The 24,280-nt window shown below is 63.5% G+C and carries 30 protein-coding genes and 1 other RNA gene; 17 read left to right on the forward strand and 14 right to left on the reverse strand.

Features of this window, described 5'->3' with window-relative positions; genetic code table 11:
- Positions 1-145: 145 nt before the first annotated feature.
- From EN852_RS16435 to EN852_RS16475, 9 genes are all read left to right on the forward strand, one after another.
- Positions 146-733 carry a PH domain-containing protein gene (locus EN852_RS16435; RefSeq protein WP_127876150.1) on the forward strand — a complete coding sequence of 196 codons (588 nt, stop codon included), beginning with the start codon at positions 146-148 and terminating at the stop codon, positions 731-733.
- Positions 734-842: 109 nt separating this feature from the next.
- A complete protein-coding gene (locus tag EN852_RS16440; RefSeq protein WP_127876151.1) occupies positions 843-1,490 on the forward strand; it encodes a thiamine phosphate synthase in 648 nt (215 codons plus the stop codon).
- A 1-nt stretch (position 1,491) separates the two neighbouring features.
- A complete protein-coding gene (locus EN852_RS16445; RefSeq protein WP_246694311.1) occupies positions 1,492-2,673 on the forward strand; it encodes a tetratricopeptide repeat protein in 1,182 nt (393 codons plus the stop codon).
- Between the two features lie 118 nt (positions 2,674-2,791).
- Positions 2,792-3,358 (forward strand): elongation factor P, encoded by a 567-nt coding sequence (efp, locus tag EN852_RS16450; protein WP_042645720.1) that lies wholly within the window; start codon positions 2,792-2,794, stop codon positions 3,356-3,358.
- Between the two features lie 37 nt (positions 3,359-3,395).
- On the forward strand, positions 3,396-4,196 hold the full coding sequence (locus EN852_RS16455; protein WP_127876152.1) for an inositol monophosphatase family protein: 801 nt from the start codon (positions 3,396-3,398) through the stop codon (positions 4,194-4,196).
- Between the two features lie 178 nt (positions 4,197-4,374).
- Positions 4,375-5,067: a hemolysin III family protein gene (locus EN852_RS16460; RefSeq protein ID WP_127876153.1), complete on the forward strand. Its 693-nt coding sequence runs from the start codon at positions 4,375-4,377 to the stop codon at positions 5,065-5,067.
- Between the two features lie 160 nt (positions 5,068-5,227).
- Entirely contained in the window at positions 5,228-6,247 is a 1,020-nt protein-coding gene (locus tag EN852_RS16465) for a MotA/TolQ/ExbB proton channel family protein (protein WP_127865565.1), read from the forward strand.
- Between the two features lies 1 nt (position 6,248).
- Positions 6,249-7,277 (forward strand): peptidoglycan -binding protein, encoded by a 1,029-nt coding sequence (locus EN852_RS16470; RefSeq protein WP_127876154.1) that lies wholly within the window; start codon positions 6,249-6,251, stop codon positions 7,275-7,277.
- 250 nt (positions 7,278-7,527) lie between these two features.
- On the forward strand, positions 7,528-7,953 hold the full coding sequence (locus EN852_RS16475) for a hypothetical protein (RefSeq protein WP_127865563.1): 426 nt from the start codon (positions 7,528-7,530) through the stop codon (positions 7,951-7,953).
- Positions 7,954-8,033: 80 nt separating this feature from the next.
- Here EN852_RS16475 and EN852_RS16480 read toward each other — a convergent pair whose 3' ends face one another.
- Positions 8,034-8,387, reverse strand: coding sequence for a DUF1304 domain-containing protein (locus EN852_RS16480; RefSeq protein ID WP_127865562.1), 354 nt, complete (start codon positions 8,385-8,387; stop codon positions 8,034-8,036).
- Between the two features lie 147 nt (positions 8,388-8,534).
- On the opposite strand from EN852_RS16480, the gene EN852_RS16485 reads away from it, so the two are divergent.
- Complete coding sequence (locus EN852_RS16485) at positions 8,535-10,019, forward strand: carboxypeptidase M32 (RefSeq protein WP_127876155.1); 1,485 nt, start codon at positions 8,535-8,537, stop codon at positions 10,017-10,019.
- 36 nt (positions 10,020-10,055) lie between these two features.
- Here EN852_RS16485 and EN852_RS16490 read toward each other — a convergent pair whose 3' ends face one another.
- Complete coding sequence (locus EN852_RS16490; RefSeq protein WP_127876156.1) at positions 10,056-11,858, reverse strand: ABC transporter transmembrane domain-containing protein; 1,803 nt, start codon at positions 11,856-11,858, stop codon at positions 10,056-10,058.
- Positions 11,859-12,064: 206 nt separating this feature from the next.
- Between EN852_RS16490 and rpmE the strand changes: the two genes are divergently transcribed.
- A complete protein-coding gene (gene rpmE / locus EN852_RS16495; RefSeq protein ID WP_095816661.1) occupies positions 12,065-12,286 on the forward strand; it encodes a 50S ribosomal protein L31 in 222 nt (73 codons plus the stop codon).
- A gap of 380 nt (positions 12,287-12,666) precedes the next feature.
- Here rpmE and EN852_RS16500 read toward each other — a convergent pair whose 3' ends face one another.
- Entirely contained in the window at positions 12,667-13,308 is a 642-nt protein-coding gene (locus EN852_RS16500) for a TetR/AcrR family transcriptional regulator (protein ID WP_127876157.1), read from the reverse strand.
- Between the two features lie 122 nt (positions 13,309-13,430).
- Between EN852_RS16500 and EN852_RS16505 the strand changes: the two genes are divergently transcribed.
- Positions 13,431-13,907: a DUF1772 domain-containing protein gene (locus EN852_RS16505; protein WP_127876158.1), complete on the forward strand. Its 477-nt coding sequence runs from the start codon at positions 13,431-13,433 to the stop codon at positions 13,905-13,907.
- A gap of 98 nt (positions 13,908-14,005) precedes the next feature.
- Here the strand turns inward: EN852_RS16505 and EN852_RS16510 are convergent, their stop codons facing one another.
- The 3 genes from EN852_RS16510 to EN852_RS16520 form a co-directional block, all read right to left on the reverse strand.
- A complete protein-coding gene (locus EN852_RS16510; RefSeq protein WP_127876159.1) occupies positions 14,006-14,317 on the reverse strand; it encodes a SelT/SelW/SelH family protein in 312 nt (103 codons plus the stop codon).
- Positions 14,318-14,335: 18 nt separating this feature from the next.
- On the reverse strand, positions 14,336-15,085 hold the full coding sequence (locus tag EN852_RS16515) for a YebC/PmpR family DNA-binding transcriptional regulator (RefSeq protein ID WP_042645708.1): 750 nt from the start codon (positions 15,083-15,085) through the stop codon (positions 14,336-14,338).
- A 203-nt stretch (positions 15,086-15,288) separates the two neighbouring features.
- Entirely contained in the window at positions 15,289-15,612 is a 324-nt protein-coding gene (locus tag EN852_RS16520) for a helix-turn-helix domain-containing protein (protein WP_127876160.1), read from the reverse strand.
- Positions 15,613-15,663: 51 nt separating this feature from the next.
- On the opposite strand from EN852_RS16520, the gene EN852_RS16525 reads away from it, so the two are divergent.
- Complete coding sequence (locus tag EN852_RS16525; RefSeq protein WP_127876161.1) at positions 15,664-16,146, forward strand: SRPBCC domain-containing protein; 483 nt, start codon at positions 15,664-15,666, stop codon at positions 16,144-16,146.
- Between the two features lie 48 nt (positions 16,147-16,194).
- Here EN852_RS16525 and EN852_RS16530 read toward each other — a convergent pair whose 3' ends face one another.
- The 5 genes from EN852_RS16530 to ssrS all read right to left on the reverse strand — a co-directional run bounded on the left by EN852_RS16530 (position 16,195) and on the right by ssrS (position 19,327).
- On the reverse strand, positions 16,195-16,959 hold the full coding sequence (locus EN852_RS16530) for a TerC family protein (RefSeq protein WP_127303065.1): 765 nt from the start codon (positions 16,957-16,959) through the stop codon (positions 16,195-16,197).
- A 70-nt stretch (positions 16,960-17,029) separates the two neighbouring features.
- Entirely contained in the window at positions 17,030-17,854 is an 825-nt protein-coding gene (locus EN852_RS16535; protein ID WP_112129722.1) for a YmdB family metallophosphoesterase, read from the reverse strand.
- A 50-nt stretch (positions 17,855-17,904) separates the two neighbouring features.
- Positions 17,905-18,423 (reverse strand): DUF3592 domain-containing protein, encoded by a 519-nt coding sequence (locus EN852_RS16540; protein WP_127876162.1) that lies wholly within the window; start codon positions 18,421-18,423, stop codon positions 17,905-17,907.
- An 81-nt stretch (positions 18,424-18,504) separates the two neighbouring features.
- Positions 18,505-19,089, reverse strand: a complete 585-nt coding sequence (locus EN852_RS16545; protein ID WP_127876163.1) for a 5-formyltetrahydrofolate cyclo-ligase — start codon at positions 19,087-19,089, stop codon at positions 18,505-18,507.
- Positions 19,090-19,171: 82 nt separating this feature from the next.
- Positions 19,172-19,327, reverse strand: a non-coding RNA gene (ssrS, locus tag EN852_RS16550) — 6S RNA.
- Between the two features lie 164 nt (positions 19,328-19,491).
- Between ssrS and EN852_RS16555 the strand changes: the two genes are divergently transcribed.
- The 4 genes from EN852_RS16555 (at position 19,492) to msrB (ending at position 22,563) form a co-directional block, all read left to right on the forward strand.
- The gene (locus EN852_RS16555) at positions 19,492-20,331 is read left to right on the forward strand and encodes a MoxR family ATPase (protein WP_127876164.1); all 840 of its coding nucleotides are present in this window, start codon (positions 19,492-19,494) and stop codon (positions 20,329-20,331) included.
- Between the two features lie 89 nt (positions 20,332-20,420).
- Complete coding sequence (locus EN852_RS16560; protein ID WP_127876165.1) at positions 20,421-20,867, forward strand: GNAT family N-acetyltransferase; 447 nt, start codon at positions 20,421-20,423, stop codon at positions 20,865-20,867.
- A 7-nt stretch (positions 20,868-20,874) separates the two neighbouring features.
- Positions 20,875-22,065, forward strand: coding sequence for a VWA domain-containing protein (locus tag EN852_RS16565; protein WP_127876166.1), 1,191 nt, complete (start codon positions 20,875-20,877; stop codon positions 22,063-22,065).
- Positions 22,066-22,158: 93 nt separating this feature from the next.
- Positions 22,159-22,563 (forward strand): peptide-methionine (R)-S-oxide reductase MsrB, encoded by a 405-nt coding sequence (gene msrB, locus EN852_RS16570; RefSeq protein ID WP_127876167.1) that lies wholly within the window; start codon positions 22,159-22,161, stop codon positions 22,561-22,563.
- A gap of 54 nt (positions 22,564-22,617) precedes the next feature.
- On the opposite strand, the gene EN852_RS16575 is transcribed toward msrB, so the two are convergent.
- From EN852_RS16575 to EN852_RS16585, 3 genes are all read right to left on the reverse strand, one after another.
- Positions 22,618-22,914 carry a hypothetical protein gene (locus tag EN852_RS16575; protein ID WP_127876168.1) on the reverse strand — a complete coding sequence of 99 codons (297 nt, stop codon included), beginning with the start codon at positions 22,912-22,914 and terminating at the stop codon, positions 22,618-22,620.
- 9 nt (positions 22,915-22,923) lie between these two features.
- On the reverse strand, positions 22,924-23,364 hold the full coding sequence (locus EN852_RS16580) for a hypothetical protein (protein WP_127876169.1): 441 nt from the start codon (positions 23,362-23,364) through the stop codon (positions 22,924-22,926).
- 166 nt (positions 23,365-23,530) lie between these two features.
- Positions 23,531-24,274: a haloacid dehalogenase type II gene (locus EN852_RS16585; RefSeq protein ID WP_246694312.1), complete on the reverse strand. Its 744-nt coding sequence runs from the start codon at positions 24,272-24,274 to the stop codon at positions 23,531-23,533.
- Positions 24,275-24,280: the final 6 nt, after the last annotated feature.

The following is a 24,280-nucleotide window of genomic DNA, read 5'->3' on the forward strand; positions in this document are numbered from 1 at the left end:
TCGCCGATCTATCCCAGCGTCCCGCCGATCTGGCTGGCACCCTCCGGGCGACCGAGGCGAACTATCGCCTTCGAAGAAATCCCGCCGGTCGCAAATGTTCTGCGCCATGTCCGCCCTTCTCTGTCCGCATCACTTATGCGATGAAATGAGCCGTGCAAAGTGGTGGGGCGGCGTGGAAAATCAGCTTCTTCAAGGTCGGCTGTTGCCGCATGAGCGCATTTTGTGGAGCGGAATCCCCGCACAAGGTCTGCTTTTCTCAGGTCGCGATATCTTCCTGATACCATTCAGCCTGCTTTGGTGCGGCTTCGCGATTTTCTGGACCTATATGGCGACAAAACAGGGCGCGCCGTTGTTCTTCGACGCCTGGGGCGCGATGTTCGTCTGTATCGGGCTGTTTTTCGTTTTCGGCAGGTTTATATTCGATGCATGGTTGAGGCGGCGGATACATTACGCCGTCACGAACCAGCGCATCCTCATAATGCGCCGGGCTCCATCCGCCAATTTCACGTCGATCGACCTCGACCGCATTCCCGATGTTCAACTGACGGGGGAAACCGCGACGAGAGGCACTTTGCGTTTCGGAGCGGCTGCGTCGGGCTATCCGCTCTCCGGCTATCCAAGGATGACCGGATGGTTTCCGGCTCTTGACCCGGTCCCGCAATTTATCGGGATCCAGGATCCGCGGCGCGTGTTTGACCTTGTCATGAAGACGAGACACGACAGCAGGCGTTGAACCCAATCCGCGCCGCTGCGCGGCCCAGCCTGTTCAAACCCTGCGCTTTGCTCTATGCCGCAATGCAACCATCTTCGCCCGGCATAGGCGAAACCGGGATCGAAGGCCAATGAACGATTTAACCCCGCCCAATCGCTGCCGCATCGTGCTGATCGCGCCGCCGCTCGTACCGGCCGAGCATATCTGCGCGGCCTTCGAGGGCGGCGACATCGCGTCGCTGATCCTGCCCGACAACGGCATGGACGACGCCTCCTTCCAGGCCTTCGCCGAACGGATCGTGCCGATCGCTCAAGGCGCCGGCATCGCCGTGATCATCGCCGGCGACAGCCGCATCGCGGGCCGCGTCCAGGCCGACGGCATCCATGTCGAGGCAAAGCCGCGGGAGCTTGCCGAGACGATCGAGCGCCTGGCCGGCAAGATGATGGTCGGCGCCGGCGGCGCCAAGACGCGCGACGAAGCGCTGGAGCTCGGCGAAGAGCGGCCCGACTACATGTTCTTCGGCCGCTTCGGCTACGATAACAAGCCGGAGCCACATCACCGCAACCTCGCCCTCGGCGAATGGTGGGCGGAGATGATCTCGATCCCCTGCATCGTCATGGGCGGCTCCGAGCTTGCTTCCGTCGAGACGGTGGCCGCGACCGGCGCCGAGTTCGTGGCCCTGTCCAGTGCCGTCTTCGCCGATGGGCGCGATCCCGCGGCGGCGATCGCCGCCGCCAACGCGCTGCTCGATGAAACCGCGCCGCGTTTCGAGGACTGACATGCGCCTGCGTGTGGTTCCTCTGGCCGTCCTGGCCGGGTTGCTGGCTCCGGCTTGCTGGCCGGGCGAAACGGCGAGCGCGGCCCAAACCGTGCCTCTGCCCCAGCCCCGGCCGGAGACGAGTGCGCCGGACAAGGGCGCGCCCGACGCAGCCAAGCCGGATGCGACCAAGCCGGACGCGGGCACGACGGGCACGGGTAAACCGGACACAGCCACGCCGGACACCGGCGCCCCGGATGCGAGCAGGTTCGGCGGCGATCCGCATATCGACAAGCCGATCCAGAACACCTTGCCGCAGCCTGCCACCATGACGCCGCCATCGGCCGACACCGTCAATCCCGACCGTTTTGGAGCCAAGCAGCCGGACGCCGCCTATGGCGCGTTCCAGCGCGGCCTTTACAAGACGGCCTACAATCTTGCCGTGGAGCGCGCCAAGAACGGCGATCCGGCGGCCGAGACGCTGGTGGCCGAAATCCTGTCGCGCGGCCTGGGCGTGCCGCTCAATCCGGCCGAGGCCGCAAAATGGTATGGGCTGGCCGCCGAACAGGGCGTGCCGGAGGCACAGTTTCAATATGCGCTGATGCTGCTCGACGGCCGCTATGTGAAGAAGGACGAAAAGGGCGCCTTCGCGCTGATGCAGGCCTCGGCCGAGGCTGGCAACCGGCTTGCGCAATTCAACTTCGCCCAGTTGCTTGTCCAGCAGGATCCCGGCGATGCCGGGCTAGCCAAAGCGGCTGTCTACTATGAACGCGCGGCCGCCACCGGCCTTGCCGACGCGCAATATGCGATGGCGCAGCTCTATGCCAATGGCGCCGGCGGCAAGCCCCATGACGACGCCCAGGCGCGCATGCTGCTGGCGCAGGCCGCGCGGCAGAACTACGACACGGCGCAGATCGATCTCGCCGCCTGGATGATCGAGGGGCGCGGTGGCGAGCGCGACCTGAAATCCGGCTTCGCCTGGATGAGGCGGGCGGCGCAAGGCGGCAATGTCGCCGCGCAGAACCGCCTCGCCAAGCTCTATATGGGCGGCATCGGCACGGACCCCGACCTGATCCTCGCCGGCGCCTGGTACATCGTCGCCCGCCGCGCCGGCCTGATCGACCCGCAGATGGACGATTTCCTGCAGGGCCTCGACGACGACCAGACCAAGCAGGCGCTGCAAAAGGCAAATCGCCTGCCTTGAAGCGCGTCGCCGCGGCGACCGCTTGGGCCCCCCGCCCTTGCCACTATGTGCAATTTGTGGTCTTGGAGGCGCCGAAGCGCGACCCGCGCCAGAAAATCTCATTCCGGATCAGTTTAACATGGCCAAGATCAGTGGCAATGAAATCCGTCCCGGCTATGTCATCGAGCACGATGGCGGGCTGTGGGTGGCGGTCAAGACCAACACCGTCAAGCCCGGCAAGGGCGGCGCCTACAACCAGGTCGAGTTGAAGAACCTGATCAACGGCACCAAGCTCAACGAGCGCTTCCGCTCGGCCGAAACCGTCGAGCAAATAAGGCTCGACCTCAAGGACTTCTCCTTCCTTTACGAGCAGGGCGACGCGCTGGTCTTCATGGACACCGAAAGCTACGAGCAGCTCGAACTGGCCAAGGACTTCGTCGGCGAGCGCGCCGCTTTCCTGCAGGACGGCATGATGGTTACGGTGCAGCTCTATGAAGAGCGGCCGATCGGCATCTCGCTGCCCGACCAGGTGACGCTGACCGTCACCGAGGCCGATCCGGTGGTGCGCGGCCAGACGGCCGCTTCCTCCTACAAGCCGGCCGTTCTGGAAAACGGCATCCGCGTTCTGGTGCCGCCCTTCATCTCGGCCGGGGAGCGCATCATCGTCGACACCAACGAAATCACCTATATGCGCCGCGCGGACTAAGCGCCGGCCCGTAGGAAGAAAAAGCCAGGAAGAAAAAATGGCGCGTTCCGCTCTCCTCAACGTCATGGTCCAGGCCGCGATGAAGGCCGGCCGCTCGCTGTCGCGCGACTTCGGCGAGGTGCAGAACCTGCAGGTCTCGATGAAGGGACCGGGCGACTATGTCAGCCAGGCTGACCGCAAGGCCGAAGAGATCGTCTTTGCTGAGCTCTCCAAGGCGCGGCCGGGCTATGCCTTCCTGATGGAGGAGCGCGGCGCCGTCGAAGGCGAGGACGCCCAGCACCGCTGGCTCGTCGATCCGCTCGACGGCACCACCAACTTCCTGCATGGCATCCCGCTGTTCTCGGTGTCGATCGCGCTCGAGCGCCAGGGCCAGGTCGTTGCCGGCGTCGTCTACAATCCGGCGATGGACGAGCTCTACACCGCCGAGCGCGGCGGCGGCGCCTTCATGAACGACCGCCGGCTGCGCGTTGCCGGGCGCTCCAAGCTTACCGACGCGGTAATCGGCTGCGGCGTGCCGCATCTCGGCCGCGGCCAGCACGGCAATTTCCTGATCGAACTTCGCAACGTCATGGCCGAAGTCTCCGGCGTTCGTCGCCTGGGCTCCGCCGCGCTCGATCTCGCCTATGTCGCGGCCGGACGCATGGACGGTTTCTGGGAAACCGGCCTGTCGTCCTGGGATATCGCCGCCGGCATCCTTCTGGTGCGCGAAGCCGGCGGCTTCGTCTCCGACATGGATGGCGCGCAGGATATGCTGGACAATGGCGAGGTCGTTGCCGGCAACGAGCTCATCCAGCGCGCGCTGCTCAAGACCGTGAAGAAGCCGCTGTCACCTCGTTGACCGGCAAGTCGCGCTGACGCCCTTAGTCCGAAAGTCGGAATCGATTCTCGGAAAGGCTAGTGCGCAAATTAAAGTGCTGCAGCGTCGAAAGGACGCGCGGCGGCGCAGTCGCAAAACCGCAACGGAAGCTTGAAATACTGGTCCGCGACCGCCCAGATTAGGGTCTGCAGGATCATTCATGAACGACGCGCGCGCAGATACGAGGCTTGAGATCCCCTTTGTGGGGCGCTGGCACTATTCGCGCGCCGAGATGATCGCCGATGGCATCGTCCACGCTGTCGGCATCGTGCTTGCGATCGCCGCCGGTTCGGCCTTCCTGGCGCTGGCCGCTTTCCATTCCGGCCCGGGCGAATATGTCGCCGCCGTCTTCTATGTCGTGTCGCTGCTCACCGTGCTCTCGGTATCGCTGGCCTACAACCTGTGGCCGGTCTCGTGGCCGGCGAAATGGATCCTGCGCCGCTTCGATCACGCCGCGATCTATCTGCTGATCGCCGCCACCTACACGCCCTTCCTCGCGCAGCTTCACACATCGGCACTCACCGTGCCCATGATCATCGTCGTGTGGGGCGCCGCGTTGGCAGGCATCGCCATCAAGATGTTCCTGCCCGGCCGCTACGACCGGCTGGCCATCGTCTTCTACCTGGCCATCGGCTGGAGCGGCGTCGTGCTGGCCGGACCGCTGGTCGAGACGCTGCCGACCGCCTCGATCGCGCTGCTTGTCGCCGGCGGCATCGTTTATTCCTGCGGCGTCATCTTCTTCGCCTGGAAGGGCCTGCGCTTCCACAATGCGGTCTGGCACGGCTTCGTCGTCACCGGCGCCGGCCTGCATCTCGCGGCCATGGTCGACTGCCTGGTCGTCAACCGGTTCTAAGCCCTGGAGCAATTCCAGGAAAAGTGTGTAGCGGTTTTCGTTCGGAATTGCGCCAGAACAGGCAAGCATAGGCGATATTGCAAAGCGCCATTCAATTTGGTCACAATTCCGTTTAGAGTCGCGGCAATTCTGCGGCGGTGGCATCGGAAACGGGGCACGGATGGCTTTTCTAAGATCCTTCGGCAGGCGATCGGACGTCCTGATCTACGATCCGCACAAGCTGTCGAGCCCGCAGGTGTTCCTGCTCACCATGATGATCTTCCTGATCATCGTCGCTTTCATCGCCGCCATCCTCACCCGCCAGATCTCCACCGCCTTCTCCAGCAATCCCGGCCTCAACGGATTGATCGTCGGCGTGCTGGCGGTCGGCATCCTGCTTGCCTTCACGCAGGTCGGGCGGCTGTTTCGCGAGGTGCGCTGGGTCAATTCCTTCCGCGCCGGCTCCGAAACCACCGAGCCGGTTCTTTTGGCGCCGATGAAGGCGATGATCGGCCGTTCGTCCTCGATGGCGTTCTCGACCTCCTCGATGCGCACGATGCTCGATTCCATCGCCACCCGCCTCGACGAGAGCCGCGACACCTCGCGCTATCTGGTCGGCCTGCTTGTGTTCCTCGGCCTGCTCGGCACCTTCTGGGGCCTGCTCAACACCATCGCCTCGATCCGTGAGACGATCGAGGCGCTGGACCCCGGCACCGGCGATGCCGCGGCTGTCTTGGATGCGCTGAAGCAAGGCCTGTCGGCGCCGCTCGCCGGCATGGGTACCGCGTTTTCGTCCTCGCTGTTCGGCCTTTCCGGCTCGCTGGTGCTCGGCTTCCTCGACCTGCAGGCCGGCCGCGCCCAGACCCGTTTCTACACCGAGCTCGAGAACTGGCTGTCCTCGGTCACCGACCTGTCGTCGGACATCGTGGTCTCCGACACGGCCAAGACAGAATCCTCCGAGGACATCCGACTTCTGTCGGAGCGGCTGCGCAGCCTGCAGGAGAATGGCGGCGGCTCCAATCCGCGCGTCGCCACCGCCATGGCCAATCTTGCCGACGGCATCTCGGGGTTGGTGAAGAACATGCGCTCCGAGCAGCAGATCATGCGCGACTGGGTCGAGGCCCAGTCCGACGAGCAGAAAGCCATGCGCAACACGCTGGAAAAGATCGCCGACGCGCTGAAGAAGCAAGGGGTCCACTGACGTGGCGCTGGCAAGACGGCGCGCCGACCGCCGCATCGACTACTGGCCGGGCTTCGTCGACGCGCTGTCGACGCTGCTTCTGGCGATCATGTTCCTGCTGACGGTGTTCGTGCTGGCGCAGTTCCTGCTCAGCCGGGAGATTTCCGGCAAGGACACCGTGCTCAACCGCCTCAACTCGCAGATCAACGAGCTGACCCAACTGCTCGCGCTGGAGCGCTCGAACAGCCAGGACAAGGAAGATACGCTCGCCAACCTGCAGGCTTCGCTGTCGGCGGCGGAAACGGAAAAGAGTCGTCTGCAGCAATTGCTGGACCAAGGCGCCGGCGCCGGCGATGCGGCCAACAAGCGGGCCGACCAGCTTTCCGGCGAGCTCAGCAACCAGCGCCAGATCAGCCAGCAGGCGCTGAGCCAGGTCGAGATCCTCAACCAGCAGATCGCGGCGCTTCGCAAGCAGATCGGCGCGCTGGAAGACGCGCTCAACGTTTCCGAGCAGCGCGACCGCGACTCCAACACCAAGATCGCTGATCTCGGCCGCCGCCTGAATGTAGCACTTGCGCAGCGCGTCCAGGAACTCAACCGCTACCGTTCCGACTTCTTTGGCCGGTTGCGCGAGATCCTCGCCGATCGCGAGAACATCCGTATCGTCGGCGACCGTTTCGTCTTCCAGTCGGAAGTGCTGTTCCCGACCGGTTCCGACGAGATCAACGACGCCGGCAAGGTCGAGATGAAGAAGCTCGCCGACGCCATCATCGAATTGCAGAAGGAAATTCCGCCGGAGATCAGCTGGGTGCTGCGCGTCGACGGCCATACCGACAACAAGCCGCTGTCGGGCACCGGCCGCTACCGCGACAATTGGGAATTGTCGACCGCGCGCGCCACCTCGGTGGTGAAGTTCCTGATCGAGAACGGCGTGCCGGCCAACCGCTTGGTCGCCGCCGGTTTCGGCGAGTTCCAGCCGCTCGACCCGGCCGATACCGACGAGGCGCGCAGCAAGAACCGCCGCATTGAACTGAAGCTCACCGAACGGTGAACTATCATCACGCCAAGTCACGGGAAGTTGTTCGCCGGCTGAATACTTAGAGCACCAAGTCCCGGCGGCAAGGCCTGAAAAGATTATCTTTTTTTAATTACACATCGGCAATCGACGCACCTAGTTTGCCGCGTAGGGCCGGGAACCGCCGGCGATGCCTCCCATCGCGACGCGACGGAACCGGACGGCCTGGAACGTCGGAAGGCTGGCGGCACGACCGCGGCCTTCCGTGGCAGGAGGATGCGCCGCCATGCGCGCTTCAACATCACTCAAGACTGCAACCCTCGCCGCGACTCTGATCGCCGCCCCGCTCGCCGGCGCCCACGCGGCCGGGCATCACAAGGGGGCGCTCGACGCGAGCGATCCAACCGATTTCACCGGCCCGCGCGTGACCAGCCTGATCGAGCAAATCCAGGGTGTGAACCAGGGCATCACGGACGCCCGCGAAGCAAACAACATCTCGGCCGCGGAAGCGCGGCAACTGCATATGCGCGCCGCGCGCATCAGCCAGGCCGCCGAGCATGTCGCGGCTTCGGATCACGGCCGCATCCCCGCCGCGCAATATCATGAGCTGCTGCGCCGCCTCGACAATGTCGACCAGAGACTGATGAACGACACCGGCAGCGGTTTCATGATGGGCGACGGCTCGGACGGCGGAAACTATCCGAACGGCTGACGTCTTCGGAGGAACGAATGGGACCACCTGGCGCTCGCGGGACCTGGCCCCGAGGGCGTCCTTTTTCGATCGGTGTCCGATTACAGGCCGAACCAGAGAGCGAGGATGGCAAGCACCGCCGGCACCGTCTGGATGTAGAGGATCTTGCGGCCGACGGTCGCCGCGCCGTAAAGGCCGGCTATCGCGACGCAGAGCAGGAAGAACATCTTCACCTGGAAGCCGGCGCCGCCGAGATAGAGGCCCCAGAACAGCCCGGCGGCGAGGAAGCCGTTATAAAGCCCTTGATTGGCGGCAAGCACCTTCGAAGCGCTGGCGAATTCCGGTGTCAGGCCGAACGCCTTGCGGCCGCGCGGCGTGTCCCAAAGCACCATCTCCAGATAGACGATATAGCAATGGATCAGCGCCACCAGCCCGACCAGTATATTGCCGATCATCGTCCCCTCCAGCGATTTGTTCCCGGCATTGATCACGCAGTCATGTCACAAGGCAAGATGGCTGATCCCATCCCAACCGGGCAGGGTTGCCAAGCGCGATGCCTTGGTATCTTTTCGCGCCAGCCAAATTGAAGCTGGGATCCATCCATGTCCTTCCAGAAACTCGACGAACTCGGCCACAAGCTCGAAGCGCTGGAACACGCGCTCGCCATCCTCGGTGCCGATGAGGCAACGCATATGGCCGTCGGCGGCGGCGAAAAGCGCGCCGAGGCGATGTCCTCGCTTGCCGGGATGCTGCATCGTCAGGCGACAGCACCCGAGATCGGCGACTGGATCGCCGCCGCCGAAGCCGAGCCGCTCGGCGAAGAGCAGCAGGCGGCCGTCAGGGAACTGCGCCGGCAATACACCAACCTCACCTGCCTGCCGGCCGAATTCGTCGAGCGCCAGACGGTGGCGCGCATGCGCTCCGAGCAGCTCTGGCGGAGCTTGCGCGCCAAGAACGACTGGGCGGGCTTCCTGCCGGCGCTGGAAGGCGTCGTGGCCCTGGTGCGCGAGGAAGCGGCGCTGCGTGCCGAGGCGCTCGGCCTCGCTCCCTATGACGCGCTGATGGAGCAGTATGATCCCGGCAACCGCGCCGCCGACATCACGCCGGTGTTTGCCGAGCTGAAGGCCTTCCTGAAGGATTTCCTGCCGCATGCGCTAGCCGTGCAGGATGCACGGCTGGCGAAGCACCCATTGAAGCCGTTGTCGGGCAGCTACGCCATCGACAAGCAGCGCGAGCTCGGCCTTGCCATGATGGCGGCGGTCGGCTTCGACCTCACCCATGGCTCGCTGTCGGTGTCGCACCATCCCTTCTGCGGCGGCGTGCCGACCGACGTGCGCATCACCACCCGCTACAAGACCACCGATTTCCTGCCGGCGCTGATGGGCGTGCTGCATGAGACCGGCCATGCGCTCTACGAGCAGAACCTGCCCAAAACCTGGTCGCACTGGCCGCTCGGCAAGGCGCGCGGCATGGCCGTGCATGAGAGCCAGAGCCTGTTCGTCGAAAAGCAGATCGGCCGCAACCCGGCCTTCTGGCGCTGGGCGCTACCGGTGGTCGAAAAACATCTCGGCGAAGCCTGGTCGCTCGACGCCATCCTGCCGCATGTCCACCATGTCGAGCGCGGCCTGATCCGTGTCGATGCCGACGAGGTCACCTACCCGCTGCACGTCATCCTGCGCTACGAGCTCGAGCAGGAGCTCGTGTCCGGCCGGCTGGAGGTCGCCGACCTGCCCGAGGCATGGGACGCCAAGATGCGCGACTATCTCGGGCTCTCGACCATCGACAACCCGGCCGACGGGCCGATGCAGGACGTGCATTGGCCGGGCGCCGCCTTCGGCTATTTCCCCTCCTACACGCTGGGCGCCATGATGGCGGCGCAGCAATGGGCGGCTTTGACCAGGGAGCATCCTTCCGCCGACGAGGATCTCGCCAAGGGCGATTTCAGCGCCATCAACGAGTGGCGTCGCGCAAAGATCTGGTCGCAGGGCTCGCGCTGGTCGACGCCGGAGCTGCTCGATCGCGCCACCGCAGAGAAGCTGAACGCAGCCTACTTCACGGAGCATCTGCGCAAGCGCTACGGGAACTGACGCGCAGCGGTTAAAGACCAACAGGATGCGGCGGGGCTACTCCGCCGCGCCCTTGAAGGCGCTGGCGCCCGTCTCGAACTGCAGCTTGGCGAGCCTCGCGTAAATGCCGCCCTTGGCGACCAGGCTCTGATGCGTGCCTTCCTCGACGATGCGTCCGCCTTCCATGACGAGGATGCGGTCGGCCTTGAGCACGGTTGCCAGACGGTGGGCGATGACGATGGTGGTGCGGCCGCGCATCAGCCGCTCCAGCGCCCTTTGCACCAGCGTCTCGCTTTCGGCATCGAGCGCCGAGGTCGCTTCGTCGAGCAGAAGGATCGGCGCGTCGCGCAGGATGGCGCGGGCGATCGCGATGCGCTGGCGCTGGCCGCCCGACAGCGTCACGCCGCGTTCGCCGACCTGGCTGTCATAGCCCTTGTCGAGCCTGGCGATGAATTCGTCGGCAAGGGCTGCCTTTGCCGCCGCTTCGATCTCGGCCTCGCCGGCGCCCTGCCGGCCGAAGCCGATATTGTCGCGCACGCTAGCGGCGAAGATGGTGACGTCCTGCGGCACGATGGCGATGCGCTCACGGATGGCGGCCGGATCGGCCTCGCGCAGGTCGACCCCGTCGATGACGATGCGCCCGGTCTCGGGATCGTAGAAGCGCAGGATCAGCGAGAAGACGGTGCTTTTGCCGGCGCCCGAAGGCCCGACGATCGCCACCGTCTCGCCGGGCTTCACCTGGAAGCTCAGCCCATGCACGGCGGCGCGGTCCGGCCGCGCCGGATAGGAGAAGGAGACGTCGTCGAAGCTGATCGCGCCCTTGGCCGTGGCCGGCAGCGGCTGAGGATCGACCGGCCGCTGGATCGTCGGCGTCTCGGCCAGGATCTCCGTCAGCCGCTCGGCGGCGCCCGCCGCCTGTGACAACTCGCTCCACACCTCCGACAAGGCGCCGAGCGCGCCAGCGGCGAACACCGAATAGAGCAGGAACTGGCTGAGCGTGCCCGGCGACAGCGTGCCGGCCAGCACGTCGCGCGAGCCGAACCACAGCACCGCCACCACCGAGGAAAAGATCATGAAGATGGCGAAGAAGGTGAGGAAGGAACGCGCGAACACCGAGGCCCGCGCCGCCTCGAAGGCGGCGTCGACGGCGCTTGAGAACCGGCCGGTTACCAGCTTCTCGTTGGTGAAGGCCTGCAGCGTGCGCACCGCGCCGATCTGCTCGCTGGCATAGGCGGTGGCTTCGGCGAGCGTATCCTGCGCCTGCCTAGACTTGCGCCGCACGGAGCGGCCGAAAGCGACCAGCGGCAGCACGATCAACGGAATGGCCGCGATCACCAGGGCGGAAAGTTTCGGGCTGGTGACGACCATCATCGCCACAGCGCCGAGGCCGAGGATGAGGTTGCGCAGCGCGACCGAGGCGGTGGCGCCGACCGCCGACTTCACCTGCGTCGTGTCGGCGGCGAGCCGCGACACGATCTCGCCCGAATGCGCGCGATCGAAGAATGCCGGCGACAGTGTCGTGACATGGGAAAAAACGTCGCGGCGGATGTCGGCTACGACCCGCTCGCCGAGCGTGATGACGAAATAGTAGCGGCTGGCCGAAGCTGCCGCGAGCAGCGCTGCCATCGCGACCAGCGCCGCGAAATACTCAGCGATGAAGGTGGAGCCCGAGGCCTGGAAGCCGTGATCGATCATGCGCCGCACGGCCATCGGCAACGCAAGCGTGGTCACCGCGGCCACGATCAGCGATAGGATCGCGCCGACCGCCAGTTTCCGGTAGCGCGTGATATAGGGGAAAAGGTTCCTCAGCGGCCGGACCGAGCGCCTGCGCTGGTCTCCACTGGCACCGATATCCGCCATGAGCGTTTCCTCTGGCCGCTTGCCAATACCGCGCTTCAATATGCGCTTGCCGCGGCCTTGTGATTCAATTCCGGCTGATGTATAGGCTCGCCGACCGTTTTAGAAGCCGTGGCTTTTCATTAGCTGCGGCTTCGAGTTTTAAAAAGGGGCGCATCGACGCAGGCCTTTGGCCCGTCACCGGCGCCGGCAAGCCAGGACATAAGACAATGAAGGCCTCTATCCATCCCGACTACCACACCATCAAGGTCGTCATGACCGACGGCACCGAGTACCTGACCCGTTCGACCTGGGGCAAGGAAGGCGACACGATGAACCTCGACATCGACCCGACCACGCACCCGGCCTGGACCGGTGGCCAGCAGACCCTGCTCGACCGCGGTGGCCGCCTGTCGAAGTTCAAGAAGCGCTTCGAGGGTTTCGGCCTCTAAGCCGGATACATCAGCAGGATTCGAAAAACCCGCCTTCGAGGCGGGTTTTTTTGTGGCCAAGTTTCTTCCTTCTCCCCGTTCAACGGGGGTGAGGAGTGGTCCGCGCAGCGGACGAAAAGCCAATTGCTTGGCTTTTCGAACGACGAACGCCCGAAGCGACAGCGAAGGGCCGGTGCCCGAAGGGCGGATGAGGGGCAGCGCCAGCGCTTGAAAGTTCAAGGTTCCTCGCCCCACGAAGTGGGGAGAGGTGGCTCGGCGAAGCCGAGACGGAGAGGGGAGCGCCCTACGAAGGCCCCCGCTCCGTCCGCTTCGCGGACACCTCTCCCCCGCCCTTGGCGGGGGCGAGGAACCCAAGCCTTGCGACGCTGCGGAAATCGTTCCTACCCGCCGACCAATTCCCTCAGCACCATGCGCTTGTAGGCCTCAACCAGCCTGTCGCCCTCTTCGCGATCGACCGAGATCGCCAGCCGCACGGCCGCCTCGCCCATCTGCCAGACGAGGAAGGCCGTCGTCTCCAGCTCGACCGGATCGGCATCGGGCCTCAGCCGCTTCAGCACCGCGACCAAAAATTCCGCATTGGCGCGGCTGTCGGCGAGCTCCAGCTCGCGCAGCGCCTTGTCCGCCTGCGTGCCCGACCAGACGTCGCGTATCACCGGCTCGGCCAGGAACAGCTGGTAATAGATGTCGACCAGCTCTGAAAACGCACTTTTGAAGCCTTCGACGTCGCCGACGTCCTTCAGCGCCGCCGAAATACAGGCCTGGCTTTCCGCCGTGTAGCGCTCGGCCAGCGCCCAGACGATCGCCCGCTTGTCCGGAAAGAACTGGTAGAGCGAGCCGATCGAAACCCCTGCGCGCTCCGCCACCTCACCCATGCGCATGGCATCGCTGCCCTGCTCGGCAATCAGCGCCGAGGCGGCGGCGAGCATCCGCTCGACCCGCTCGCGGCTGCGCTGCTGGCTCGGCGACCGGCGCGGCGAAGCGATAGCGGCCTGGCCCGGCTTGGCGGTGACTTTTTCATCCATGGCTCTCTCCGGACGGTTTTTCGAAAACCGGCTTGACTCACAAAATACGAGGGTTTATCACATTTTGCAAATGTGAGGATTACTCATATTTTGATCGAAACCCGGCCTCTGGAGCAACTGAGATGATGAAACTTCTTCCGACCCTCACCTTCATCGCCGCGATCGGCTCCGGCGTGGTCGGCGGCGTGTTCTTCGCCTTTTCCAATTTCGTCATGGCAGCACTTGCCCGGCTGCCTGTCCCAAGCGGCATCGCGGCGATGAATTCGATCAACGTCACGGTGATCACGCCGACCTTCATGACGGCGCTGTTCGGCACCGGCCTCATCTGCCTGGTGTTGATTGCCGCCGTTTTCTTCGGCTGGAGCCAGTCCGGCTCGTACTGGCTGCTTGCCGGCGCCGTGATCTATTTCGTCGGCAATCCGCTCGTGACCATGGTTTTCAACGTTCCGCTCAACGACGCTTTAGCCGCCGTCGATCCGCAGAGCGCCAACGGCGCCGCAGTGTGGGCGAACCATCTCAGCCAATGGGTGATGTGGAACCACGTCCGCACCGTCACCGCCATTGTGTCGATGGCCTGTTTCATCATGGCACTGATCTGAAGCACGCTTGGCAAGCTGTGCCGAGATTCAGGTCAGGCCGAGACGGAAGCGCAGAAGCCTCCATTTGCAGGCCGGCCTCACCTGAATGTCGGTGCAGCTTAGGCGGAGTCTTTCGCCTTATAACCTTTGCGGTCGGAGTGGCCGAGATCCCGATCCGGATCGATGACGTCGCGGACCAGCTGCTTCAGCTTCGCCGCATCCGGGAAGCCGCCGTCACGTTTACGATCCCACACAAGCACCTCGTTGCAGGAGATCGTAAAAATGCCGCCGGTGCCCGGCACCAGCGTGACTTCACCGAGCTCGGCGCCAAAGGTCGAAAGCAGTTCCTGCGCCATCCAGCCGGCACGCAGCAGCCAATGGCACTGCGTGCAGTAGGTGATGCGGATGATGGGCAGCGGCTTCTGGCTCATATCGGACCGCGAGGCGGGTCAGGCCGCGCTGAGCTTGGCCATCGTTTCGTCGTCGACCTCGAAATTGGCGTAGACGCTCTGCACGTCGTCATCGTCCTCGAGGGTCGCGACCAGCTTCATCAGCGACTGCGCCCGCTCTTCGTCGACCGGGACATTGTTCTGCGGCTGCCAGATCGGCTTCACCGATTCCGCCTCGCCGAGCGCGGCTTCGAGCGACTTCGACACTTCGCCCATATTTTCGAAGCTGCAATAGATGGTGTGGCCTTCCTCGTCCGACTCGACGTCGTCGGCGCCCGCCTCGATCGCCGCTTCCATGACCTTGTCGGCGCTGCCGGCCGAGGCCGGGTAGTAGATCTCGCCGACGCGGTTCCACATGAAGGACACCGAGCCGGTTTCGCCGAGCGCCCCGCCGGCCTTGGTGAAGGCGGCGCGCACATTGGAGGCGGAGCGGTTGCGGTTGTCGGTCAGCGCCTCGACGATCAGCGCCACGCCGCCCGGGCCATAACCCTCGTAACGCACGGCTTCGTAGTTTTCGCCGTCGCCGGCGGAAGCCTTGTTGATGGCGCGCTGGATGTTGTCCTTCGGCATCGACACGGCCTTGGCGTTTTGCACCGCAAGGCGAAGCCTCGGGTTCATCGCCGGGTCCGGCGTGCCGGTCTTGGCGGCGACGGTGATTTCGCGCGCCAGCTTGGAAAACATTTTCGACCGCACCGCGTCCTGGCGGCCCTTGCGGTGCATGATGTTCTTAAATTGCGAATGGCCAGCCATGGCACCCCTGTCGTGTTCGGCTAGAGCATTGCGGAGCGAAATGAGATCACCTCGCCATCCGCAAATTGCTCGAATTCAAATTTTCAGAACGCCCCAGGCATGCCTGCGAAGGCACACGGCGCTCTCTGTCGGAATGGCCGGCTTATAGATAAATCGGCTCAATTCGTCCAGACGCGCCGTAACTCCGGCGCCGGAGAGGCCGCTCAGCTCTCGAGATCGGACTTCAGCCGGTCGAGAATGCTGATCGCATGGCCTGCATACTGGCTGATCCAGCGGTCGTGGATCTGCTTGATCGGCAAGGCATTGAGATGGTTCCAGCGCTCGCGCCCCTCGCGCTTCGCCACCACCAGATCGGCCTCCTCCAGCACTTTCAGATGCATCATCACCGTGCAGCGGTCCATGTCCGGGAAAGCCTCGCACAGCATGCCGGTGGTCTGCGGCCGATCCTTCAGACGATCCAGCAATTCGCGACGGCGCGGATGCGCCAAGGCCTTGAAAACATGGTCGTCTGCGGTTTGGCTTGACATGTTATCTTTCTATAACATATTGTTTTAGGCAGCAAGGAAGGAGCTGTGGATATGTCCCTTGGATTCAGGATTTCCGGACGCATCGGCAAACCGGTCGCCGAGGTCTTCGACGCCGTCGTCAACCCGGCGAAGCTCAGCGGCTACTTCACCACCATCGGCGGCGCCTCGGCTCCGCTTGTGGCGGGCACCACCGTCACTTGGTGGAAGTCCGTGCCCGTCGAGGTCGATGAAGTGGTGCCCAACGAGCGTATCGTGCTGCGCTGGGATGGCAGCGGCCCCGGCGTTGTACCGGCTTACAAGACCACGATCGAAATGAGCTTCGAAGCCTTGGATGACGGCGGCACCTTCGTCACCATTGCCGAAAGCGGATGGCGCGAGGACGAGGCCGGCCGCAAATCATCCTACGGCAATTGCGAGGGCTGGTCGCAGATGCTGTCTTGCATGAAGGCCTACGTCGAATACGGCATCAATCTGCGCGAAGGGTTCTACCCCAGCGAAATGCGCGGTGAACTGCCGACGTCGGAAAGCAAATGATCCTGCGGCGGGAGCGACAGCCGCACGCTGCCGCCCTCGTTGCCACCATCAATGCCCGCCGCCCGACCCCTGCTTCTTGCGATTCCGTGCCAGCATATTGAGGCCTTCGACCAACGCCGAAAAGCCCATGGCCGCGTAGATGTAGCCCTTGGGCACATGGTAGCCCATGCCGTCGGCGATCAGCGTCATGCCGATCATCAACAGGAAGCCCAGCGCCAGCATGACGATGGAGGGATTCCTGGCGATGAAATTGGCGAGCGGCGTCGCTGCCAGCATCATGACGCTCACCGCCACGATCACCGCGATATACATGATGGCGATCTCGTCGGTCATGCCGACGGCGGTGATGATGGAATCGATCGAGAAGACGAGGTCGAGCAGCAGGATTTGGAAGATGGCGCCGGCAAGGCTCAGCTGCAGCGTACCCACCATCGTGTCCTGATGATCCTGCGGGTCGACCGTGTGATGGATTTCCTTGGTCGCCTTCCAGACTAGGAACAGGCCGCCGGCGATCAGGATCAGGTCGCGCCAGGAAAAGCCGTGGCCGAAGGCGGTGAACACCGGCGTCGTCAGTTGCACGATGATCGAGATCGTGGCGAGCAGGATGAGGCGCATGACCAGCGCCGCCGAGATGCCCAGCCGGCGCGCGCGGGCGCGCTGCGCTTCCGGCAGCTTGTTGGTCAGGATCGAGATGAAGATCAGATTGTCGATGCCGAGCACGATCTCGAGCACCACAAGTGTCAAAAGCGCAACCCAGGCGGTCGGGTCGGAAACAAAGGCAAAGTGCGGCGCCAGGAATTCGACAAGCTGCATGGAGGTCGTCCCCTCTACGATCTAGAGCAGTTTCGTCGCCAGTTAGGCACTGACCTCGCCTATATCAATGTCAGGACCAGAAAGACGGCGCCGTTTCTTCCAGCCGCGGCCCGCGACGAAACGGCGCGATTTTTTCGGCAAGTCCGGTGCGGTCGGAAATATCGACGCCGACCCCGCACAATGTCGCCGGTCCGGTCGCCGCCTCGAAGCGGCCTTTCGGCACTTTCGACAGGAAGCGGTTGAGCGGCTCTTCCTTGTCCATGCCGAGCGAGGAATCGTAATCGCCACACATGCCGGCATCCGAAATATAGGCGGTGCCGCCATTGAGGATCTGATGGTCGGCGGTCGGCTGATGCGTATGCGTGCCCACCACCAGGCTGGCTCGGCCGTCGACGAAATGCGCGAAGCACATTTTCTCCGAGGTTGCCTCGGCATGGAAATCGACGATCGCCGCATCGGCCTGCTCGCCGAGCGGGCAGGCCGCCAGCTCGCGCTCGCCGGCCTGGAACGGGTCGTCGAGCTCGGGGTGCATGAAGACGCGCCCCATGATGTTGGCGACCAGCACGCGCGCGCCGTTCCTGGCGATGTAGACGCCCGAGCCGCGCCCCGGCGTGCCCTTGGGAAAATTGGACGGCCGCAGGAAGCGCTCCTCGCGCGGCGCGAAGATAAGCGCGTCGCGCTGGTCCCAGACATGGTTGCCCGTGGTGACGACATCCGCGCCCGCCGCGAGCGTCTCGCGAAAGATCTCCTCGGTGATGCCGAAGCCGCCGGCGGCGTTCTCGCCATTGACGATGACGAAGTCGAGCCTGAAGTCGGAAATCAGCCCTGGTAGCTGTTCCCAGACTGCCGTGCGCCCTGTTTTGCCAACCATGTCGCCGAGAAAGAGGAGTCTCATAGCCACTTCTATCCAGAGCTGTGGATGCTAGGCAAGCGGCACCGAGGTCCTTAACGCCGGCCGAAAGGGCCGCGTTGCTGATCGGCTGGCCCCGTGCCAGCGGCGACAACGCGAACGGTCGATGGCGCCATGGGCGGTGTTTTGCGTCCTCGCAGCCAGAAGAACCAGACGTAGAACAAGGTGAACCCGCCGGTGACAGCAAGCAGCAGCAGCCCGCCGCGCCAACCTTTCATCGCGGCCGTATCGAGGTTCGATGGATCGGCAGGGTCGTAGTAGAACTCTACCCTGTCGCCCTTGGCCGCCTTGTAGAGACCGATGTCCTTGTCCTTGCCGGACCATGTCATCGGCGCGTCGTTGGCGACATAGCTGACAGCGACATTGATGCCCTCCGTGGTGAGACCGTTCGCCCGCGTTTCGCTGTAGGGGCTGACATCCGTCACGGTGGCGACCGTCCGCTGCCAGGCGGCCTGGTGATGCAAGCTTGTGCCGATGATGTGCGCTCCCATCGCAAACAGCGCCGCGGCGATCAGGGCGAAAGGCATCAGCAAGTAACGTGCGAAGATAAACACCACGACCCCCGTCGGCTCGGACTATATTGCAGGAATATCACCCGACGGTTCTTTGAAACGCGTTAAGCAGGTCGTGAGAGTTTAAGCGATGTCGAAGCGCCGCAGCCCGCTTTCGGTCAGTATTTCCGGAATGATGACGTCATGGTTCTCTTCCGGCACCCGCTCGACTTCCTGGCAATCGAAGGCGATGCCGATCAGCCTTGGCGTGATGCCCTTTTCGGCCAGCCTGGCGATCGCCCGGTCATAATAGCCGGCGCCGTAGCCGATGCGGTGGCCGCGGCCGTCGAAGGCGGCGAGCGGCACCAGCATCAGCGTCGGGTCGAGCACTTCCGCCTCTTCATGCGGGCCGACCGTGCCGAAGCCCATCTCGACCATCGGCGCGCCGCGCACCAGCTCGCGGAAGACGATCGTGGTCTTGTCGAGGATCGCCGGCAGGCAAAGCCTGGCGCCCTTCTCGCGCAGCGCGAACATCAGCGGCCGCACATCGACCTCCGAGCGCATCGGCCAGAAGCCGGAGACGATCCGGCCGGGCTCGAAGTCGATTTTCTCCTTCGCCGTCTCGGCCATTTCGAGAGCGATTTCGACGCGCCAGAATTCGTCCAGCGCATCGCGGCGCGCCAGCGCTTCCTTGCGAAGCTGTTTTTTCAGGTCTTTGGAAGGTGACATGTGCGGACGCTAGAAAAGGCCGGGATTGGACGGCGTTACAGGAACGACGTTTTCTAGCGCATGTCTCCCAAAATCGGGAGAGCGACGATCCACACAACCGGTGGAGAGGTCGATCCCGGGTGCCTACAAAGTAGGTGGGCGCCGTGTGAGAAAACCCACGGGTCTTCCCAGGGACAGCTCCCTAAGGATCGATAAGGCCCCGGGGATAAGTTTCTCCTGCCGGGAAGCGCAGACCGCCGAGGGCGAATATAGGCCGGTGGGTGGCCGAGCGCCAGAGAAACGGATGGGCGTTTGAGCGTTATTTGCTTGGTCGGCTATCGCCAAGGCGGACCACTTTGGCTTCGAAGCTTGCGCGCATGCGCATGGCTCCTTACGGTCGCCGCAAAATAGCCAGGAGAAGAAATGCGTTTCGAAGGCACAGCGGCTTATGTCGCCGACAAGGATCTGATGGTCGCGGTCAACGCCGCGATCGCGCTGGAGCGGCCCTTGCTTGTCAAGGGCGAGCCCGGCACTGGCAAGACCGAGCTCGCCCGCCAGGTGGCGTCGGCGCTCGGGCTGGACTTCATCGAGTGGAACGTCAAGTCGACCACCAAGGCGCAGCAGGGCCTCTACGAATATGACGCCGTCTCGAGGCTGCGCGACAGCCAGCTCGGCGACGAGCGCTTCAACGACATCGCCAACTACATCAGGCGCGGCAAGCTGTGGGACGCCTTCGCGGCGCAAAAGAAGGTCGTGCTTTTGATCGACGAGATCGACAAGGCCGACATCGAGTTCCCCAACGACCTCCTGCAGGAGCTCGACCGGATGGAGTTCTTCGTCTACGAGACCGGCGAAACGATCCGCGCTGAATTTCGGCCGATCGTCGTCATCACCTCGAACAACGAGAAGGAACTGCCGGACGCCTTCCTGCGCCGCTGCTTCTTCCACTATATCCGCTTCCCCGACATAGACACGCTGCACCGGATCGTCGAGGTGCATTACCCCGGCATCAAACAGAATCTGGTGCGGGCGGCGCTCACCCAGTTCTACGAGGTCCGCGAGGTGCCGGGGCTGAAAAAGAAGCCCTCGACCTCCGAGGCGCTCGACTGGATCCGCCTGCTGGTCGCCGATGACATCGCACCGGAAGACCTGCGCGCCGACCCGAAGAACATGCTGCCGAAACTGCACGGTGCGCTCTTGAAGAACGAGCAGGACGTGCATCTGTTTGAGCGCTTGGCATTCATGGCCAGGCGGCAGGGTTAAGCCGGCAGCAATAGCGCTTTCCCCTTCTGTGGACCGTTGCCGGGGAACAGCTGCTGCCGCAGCTTCGGCCCAAAATGTTGGAGGAGAAAATGTCCGAAATAAAAATCCGTCCGCTCGCGCAGTCCGATCACGCCGAATGGCGCCGGCTTTGGACCGACTATCTGACTTTCTACGAGACGAAGCTCCCGGAAGAGGTCTACGCGATCACCTGGAAGCGCCTGTTCACGGATGGCGAGTTCGAGCCGAAGGGTTTCATCGCAACGCTCGACGGCAAGGCGGTCGGCCTCACCCACTACCTCTACCACCGCTCCGGCTGGTCGGAGAAAAACAACTGCTACCTGCAGGACCTGTTCGCCGACCCGCAGGTGCGCGGAAAGGGCGTGGGCGCGGCGTTGATCAAAGCGGTCCAGGACGAAGCCGGCAAGATCGGCGTCAAGAACGTCTACTGGATGACGCACGAAACCAACACCACCGCGCGCCGGCTTTACGATCATGTCGCGCGCCGCACGGGCTTCATCGAATACGATCTGCTATAAGGGACTGATGTTCATCCCCTTCTTCCTCGAACTGAAGGCCGCGCGGGTTCCCGTTTCGCTCAGGGAATATCTGTCGCTGCTGGAGGGGCTGGAAGCCGGGCTCGTCGACTATGACGTCGAGGCTTTCTACTATCTGGCCCGCTCGGCCCTGGTGAAGGACGAGCGCCATATCGACCGTTTCGACCAGGTGTTTGCGCATGTCTTCAAGGGCGTCGAGGCGCTTGGCGGTCCCGACGCCGTCGATGTCGCCAACATCCCGGAGGAATGGCTGCGCCGTTTGGCCGAAAAGCACCTGACCGACGAGGAGAAAAAACTGGTCGAGGCTTTGGGCGGCTTCGACAAGCTGATGGGAACCTTGAAGCAGCGGCTCGATGAACAGAAAGGCCGCCACCAGGGCGGCTCGAAATGGATCGGCACCGGCGGCACCTCGCCCTTCGGCGCCTATGGTTACAACCCCGAAGGCGTGCGCATCGGCCAGCACGAGAGCCGGCATCGCCGCGCGGTGAAGGTTTGGGAAAAGCGCGAATTCAGGAATTTCGACGATACCGTCGAGCTCGGCACCCGCAACATCAAGGTGGCGCTGAAGCGGTTGCGCCGCTGGGTGCGCGAGGGCGCCGAGGAGGAGTTCGACCTGCCCGGCACCATCCACGCCACCGCCGAGCACGGCTATCTCGACGTCAAGACCAGGCCCGAGCGGCGCAACGCCGTGAAGCTCCTGATGTTTTTCGATGTTGGCGGCTCGATGGACGACCACATCCGCGGCGTCGAGGAATTGTTTTCCGCCGCGCGCGCCGAGTTCCGCCAGCTCGAATATTTCTACTTCCACAACTGCCTCTACGAGCGCGTCTGGAAGGACAATCGCCGCCGACTGGCCGAGACGATCCCGACCTTCGACCTCATCCACAAATACGGGCCGGACTATAAGGTGATCGTCGTCGGCGACGCCTCGATGAGCCCTTACGAGATTGCGCATCCGGGTGGCTCGGTCGAGCATTGGAATCCGGAGGCCGGCAGCGTGTGGCTCACGCGGCTCTTGCAGCAATGGCCGAATGCGATTTGGCTCAATCCGGAAGCCGAGAAGAACTGGCGCTACACGCATTCGATCGCCATGATCGGCGAGATCTTCGGTGGTCGCATGTTCCCGCTGACATTGGCCGGGCTGGAGGCAGCGACAAGGCAGTTGTCGCGCAAGCATTAGCTCGCTTTCGCTGGCAGCGCTTGTAACAAAGGCCTATGTTTCGGCGAATACCCGTTGCAAGCAACAACGAGCCGCCAAGGCCGAGGAGATTTCATGGACACCCACGCCTATCCCGTCACCCGCACCGATGCCGAGTGGCGCGCCCGCCTGACGCCGGAGCAATATGCCGTCATGCGCAACCACGGCACCGAGCGCCCCGGCAGCTGCGCCTTGCTCTATGAGAAGCGCGCCGGCACCTTCCATTGCGTCGGCTGCGACCAGCCGCTGTTCGAATCCAAGCTCAAATTCGAGAGCGGCACCGGCTGGCCGAGCTTCAACGATCCCGTTCCGGGATCGATCGAGAACACCGTCGACCGAAGCTACGGCATGGTCCGCACCGAATGCCACTGCTCGCGCTGCGGCAGCCATCTCGGCCATGTCTTCGAGGACGGCCCGCCGCCGACCGGCCTGCGCTATTGCATCAACGGCGTGGCGCTGCGCTTCGAGCCGTCGGCCTGACGTCTCTAAAATGACTTCGCAAAGGGCGGCTTCGGCCGCCCTTTTTCGTTTAGCTCATGCCACGACCGTCGCGATCAGCCAGAGCGCCGAACCAAGCATCACCAGTTGCGCCTTGAACCCGCCGCTCATCTCCGCCGTCCGCCAGACGGCAATGGTAAGGAAGATGTTGTAGGGAACAGGGAGGAAATGCACCGCCAGCACCAGCCAGAGCGGCAGCTTCAATCCAAGCAGGACCAGCGCCAGTGCCGATGAAGCGATGCTCAAGATCGTCCCGACCAGCAGCATGTCGCGCCAGAACAGCCGTTCGAGCGGCGCTTCACCCCTCCAGCGCCTACGAAAAAAGTCCGTCATCGCCGGCGCCTATCTCCGCCCCAGGACTTCGGTCAGGGCTTCTTCGAAGCGTGAGCATTCCCTCACCAGCCAGTCGGCCATGGCCGGCCAGTTGTCCTCGGCATAGCAGTTCACATGCCAAAGTGAATTGATGCCGAGACCTTGCGCGCTCTGCTCGGGCCTGAGCTTCAGCCTGGCCTCGATCGCCGGCTGGAACGGCTTCAGGCGAGACCATGAGTCCGTTGCGCCGAACTTTTCATTGCGGCCGAAGAACACGCCGACATGGTTCTGCGCCGGCGCGACATACATCGAAAGCACCAAGGCGAAATCCGGCAGCCCACGCTGCCAGAACCAAGGCCCGCGCCTCGCCATCCTTGGCCGTTCCTCCGGATGCCGTTCGGCGAACAGCGCCCAGAAACCGCGATGGCGGAACTCCGAGGCGCGGCGGCCGCCGAAGTCGAACTCGTTCATGGCCGGCTGCCCCGCTGCCCGAGACTGTTTCGAAATTCGTTCTGGCGAGTCATATGATGGTGTTTTGAGAACCGTAAGCGTAGAGGACATTTGGGTCCGCGCGCAACGGGAGCACAGAAAACGCAATCAGACGCTCAATGCGGCGACCTGTATCTGACGAACGGGGTCAGTGCTTCTCATTCGCTGCGCGATGGACAGCGGCAAATTCCGCCAAGGTCGGAAAATGACCTCCGACCTTTGGCTGGGCAAGCGGACGCTTCGTTGCACCTTGCCCCGCCATCCCAAACCGGCGGTCAATCCAGACGCTGGCGAGCCCGATGCTCTCTGCCGGCGCATGATCGTGAAACAGACTTTGAGCCACATGGAGGACTTCGTCTTGCTGAATGCCCAGATCCTGCTTCAGCCTGTCGAACAGGAAACGAAAATTGCGCAGATCCGGCTTGTAGCTGCCAATGTCTTCCGCCGTATAGACGGCATCGAAGCTGACACCGAGCTTACGGGTCGAAGCCGCAAAACTCTGGCCGTCGACATTGGATAGTACGACCAAGCGGAAGTGCTGTTTCAGATAGGCCAGCGCCTCCCTGGAATCCGGAAAGGCAGGCCAATCGGGCACCGAGGTGCCGAAACGTTCATGCAGGTCAGCCTGCGCGGCGATTCCCCAATGTCGAGCAAGCCTCGCGTGCACCACCGCCAACAGTGTTCTGTAGTGCAAGGAAGGCGTCTCGGCTTCCTGCAGCGTCTCTATATCGCCATAGGCTTCCAACGCTTCGTCCCGGCTGATTTCGCGATTTGCGATACTCAAGAGCGGCTGAAGCGCGTTCCAGATGCCGGTTTCCCAGTCGATCAGCGTGCCATAGACGTCGAATGTCAACGCTTTGAAACGAGTGAAATCCATATCGGTGATCCTCATGCACGC

Source organism: Mesorhizobium sp. M2E.F.Ca.ET.209.01.1.1 (genome assembly GCF_004010375.2).
Taxonomy (GTDB): Bacteria; Pseudomonadota; Alphaproteobacteria; order Rhizobiales; family Rhizobiaceae; genus Mesorhizobium.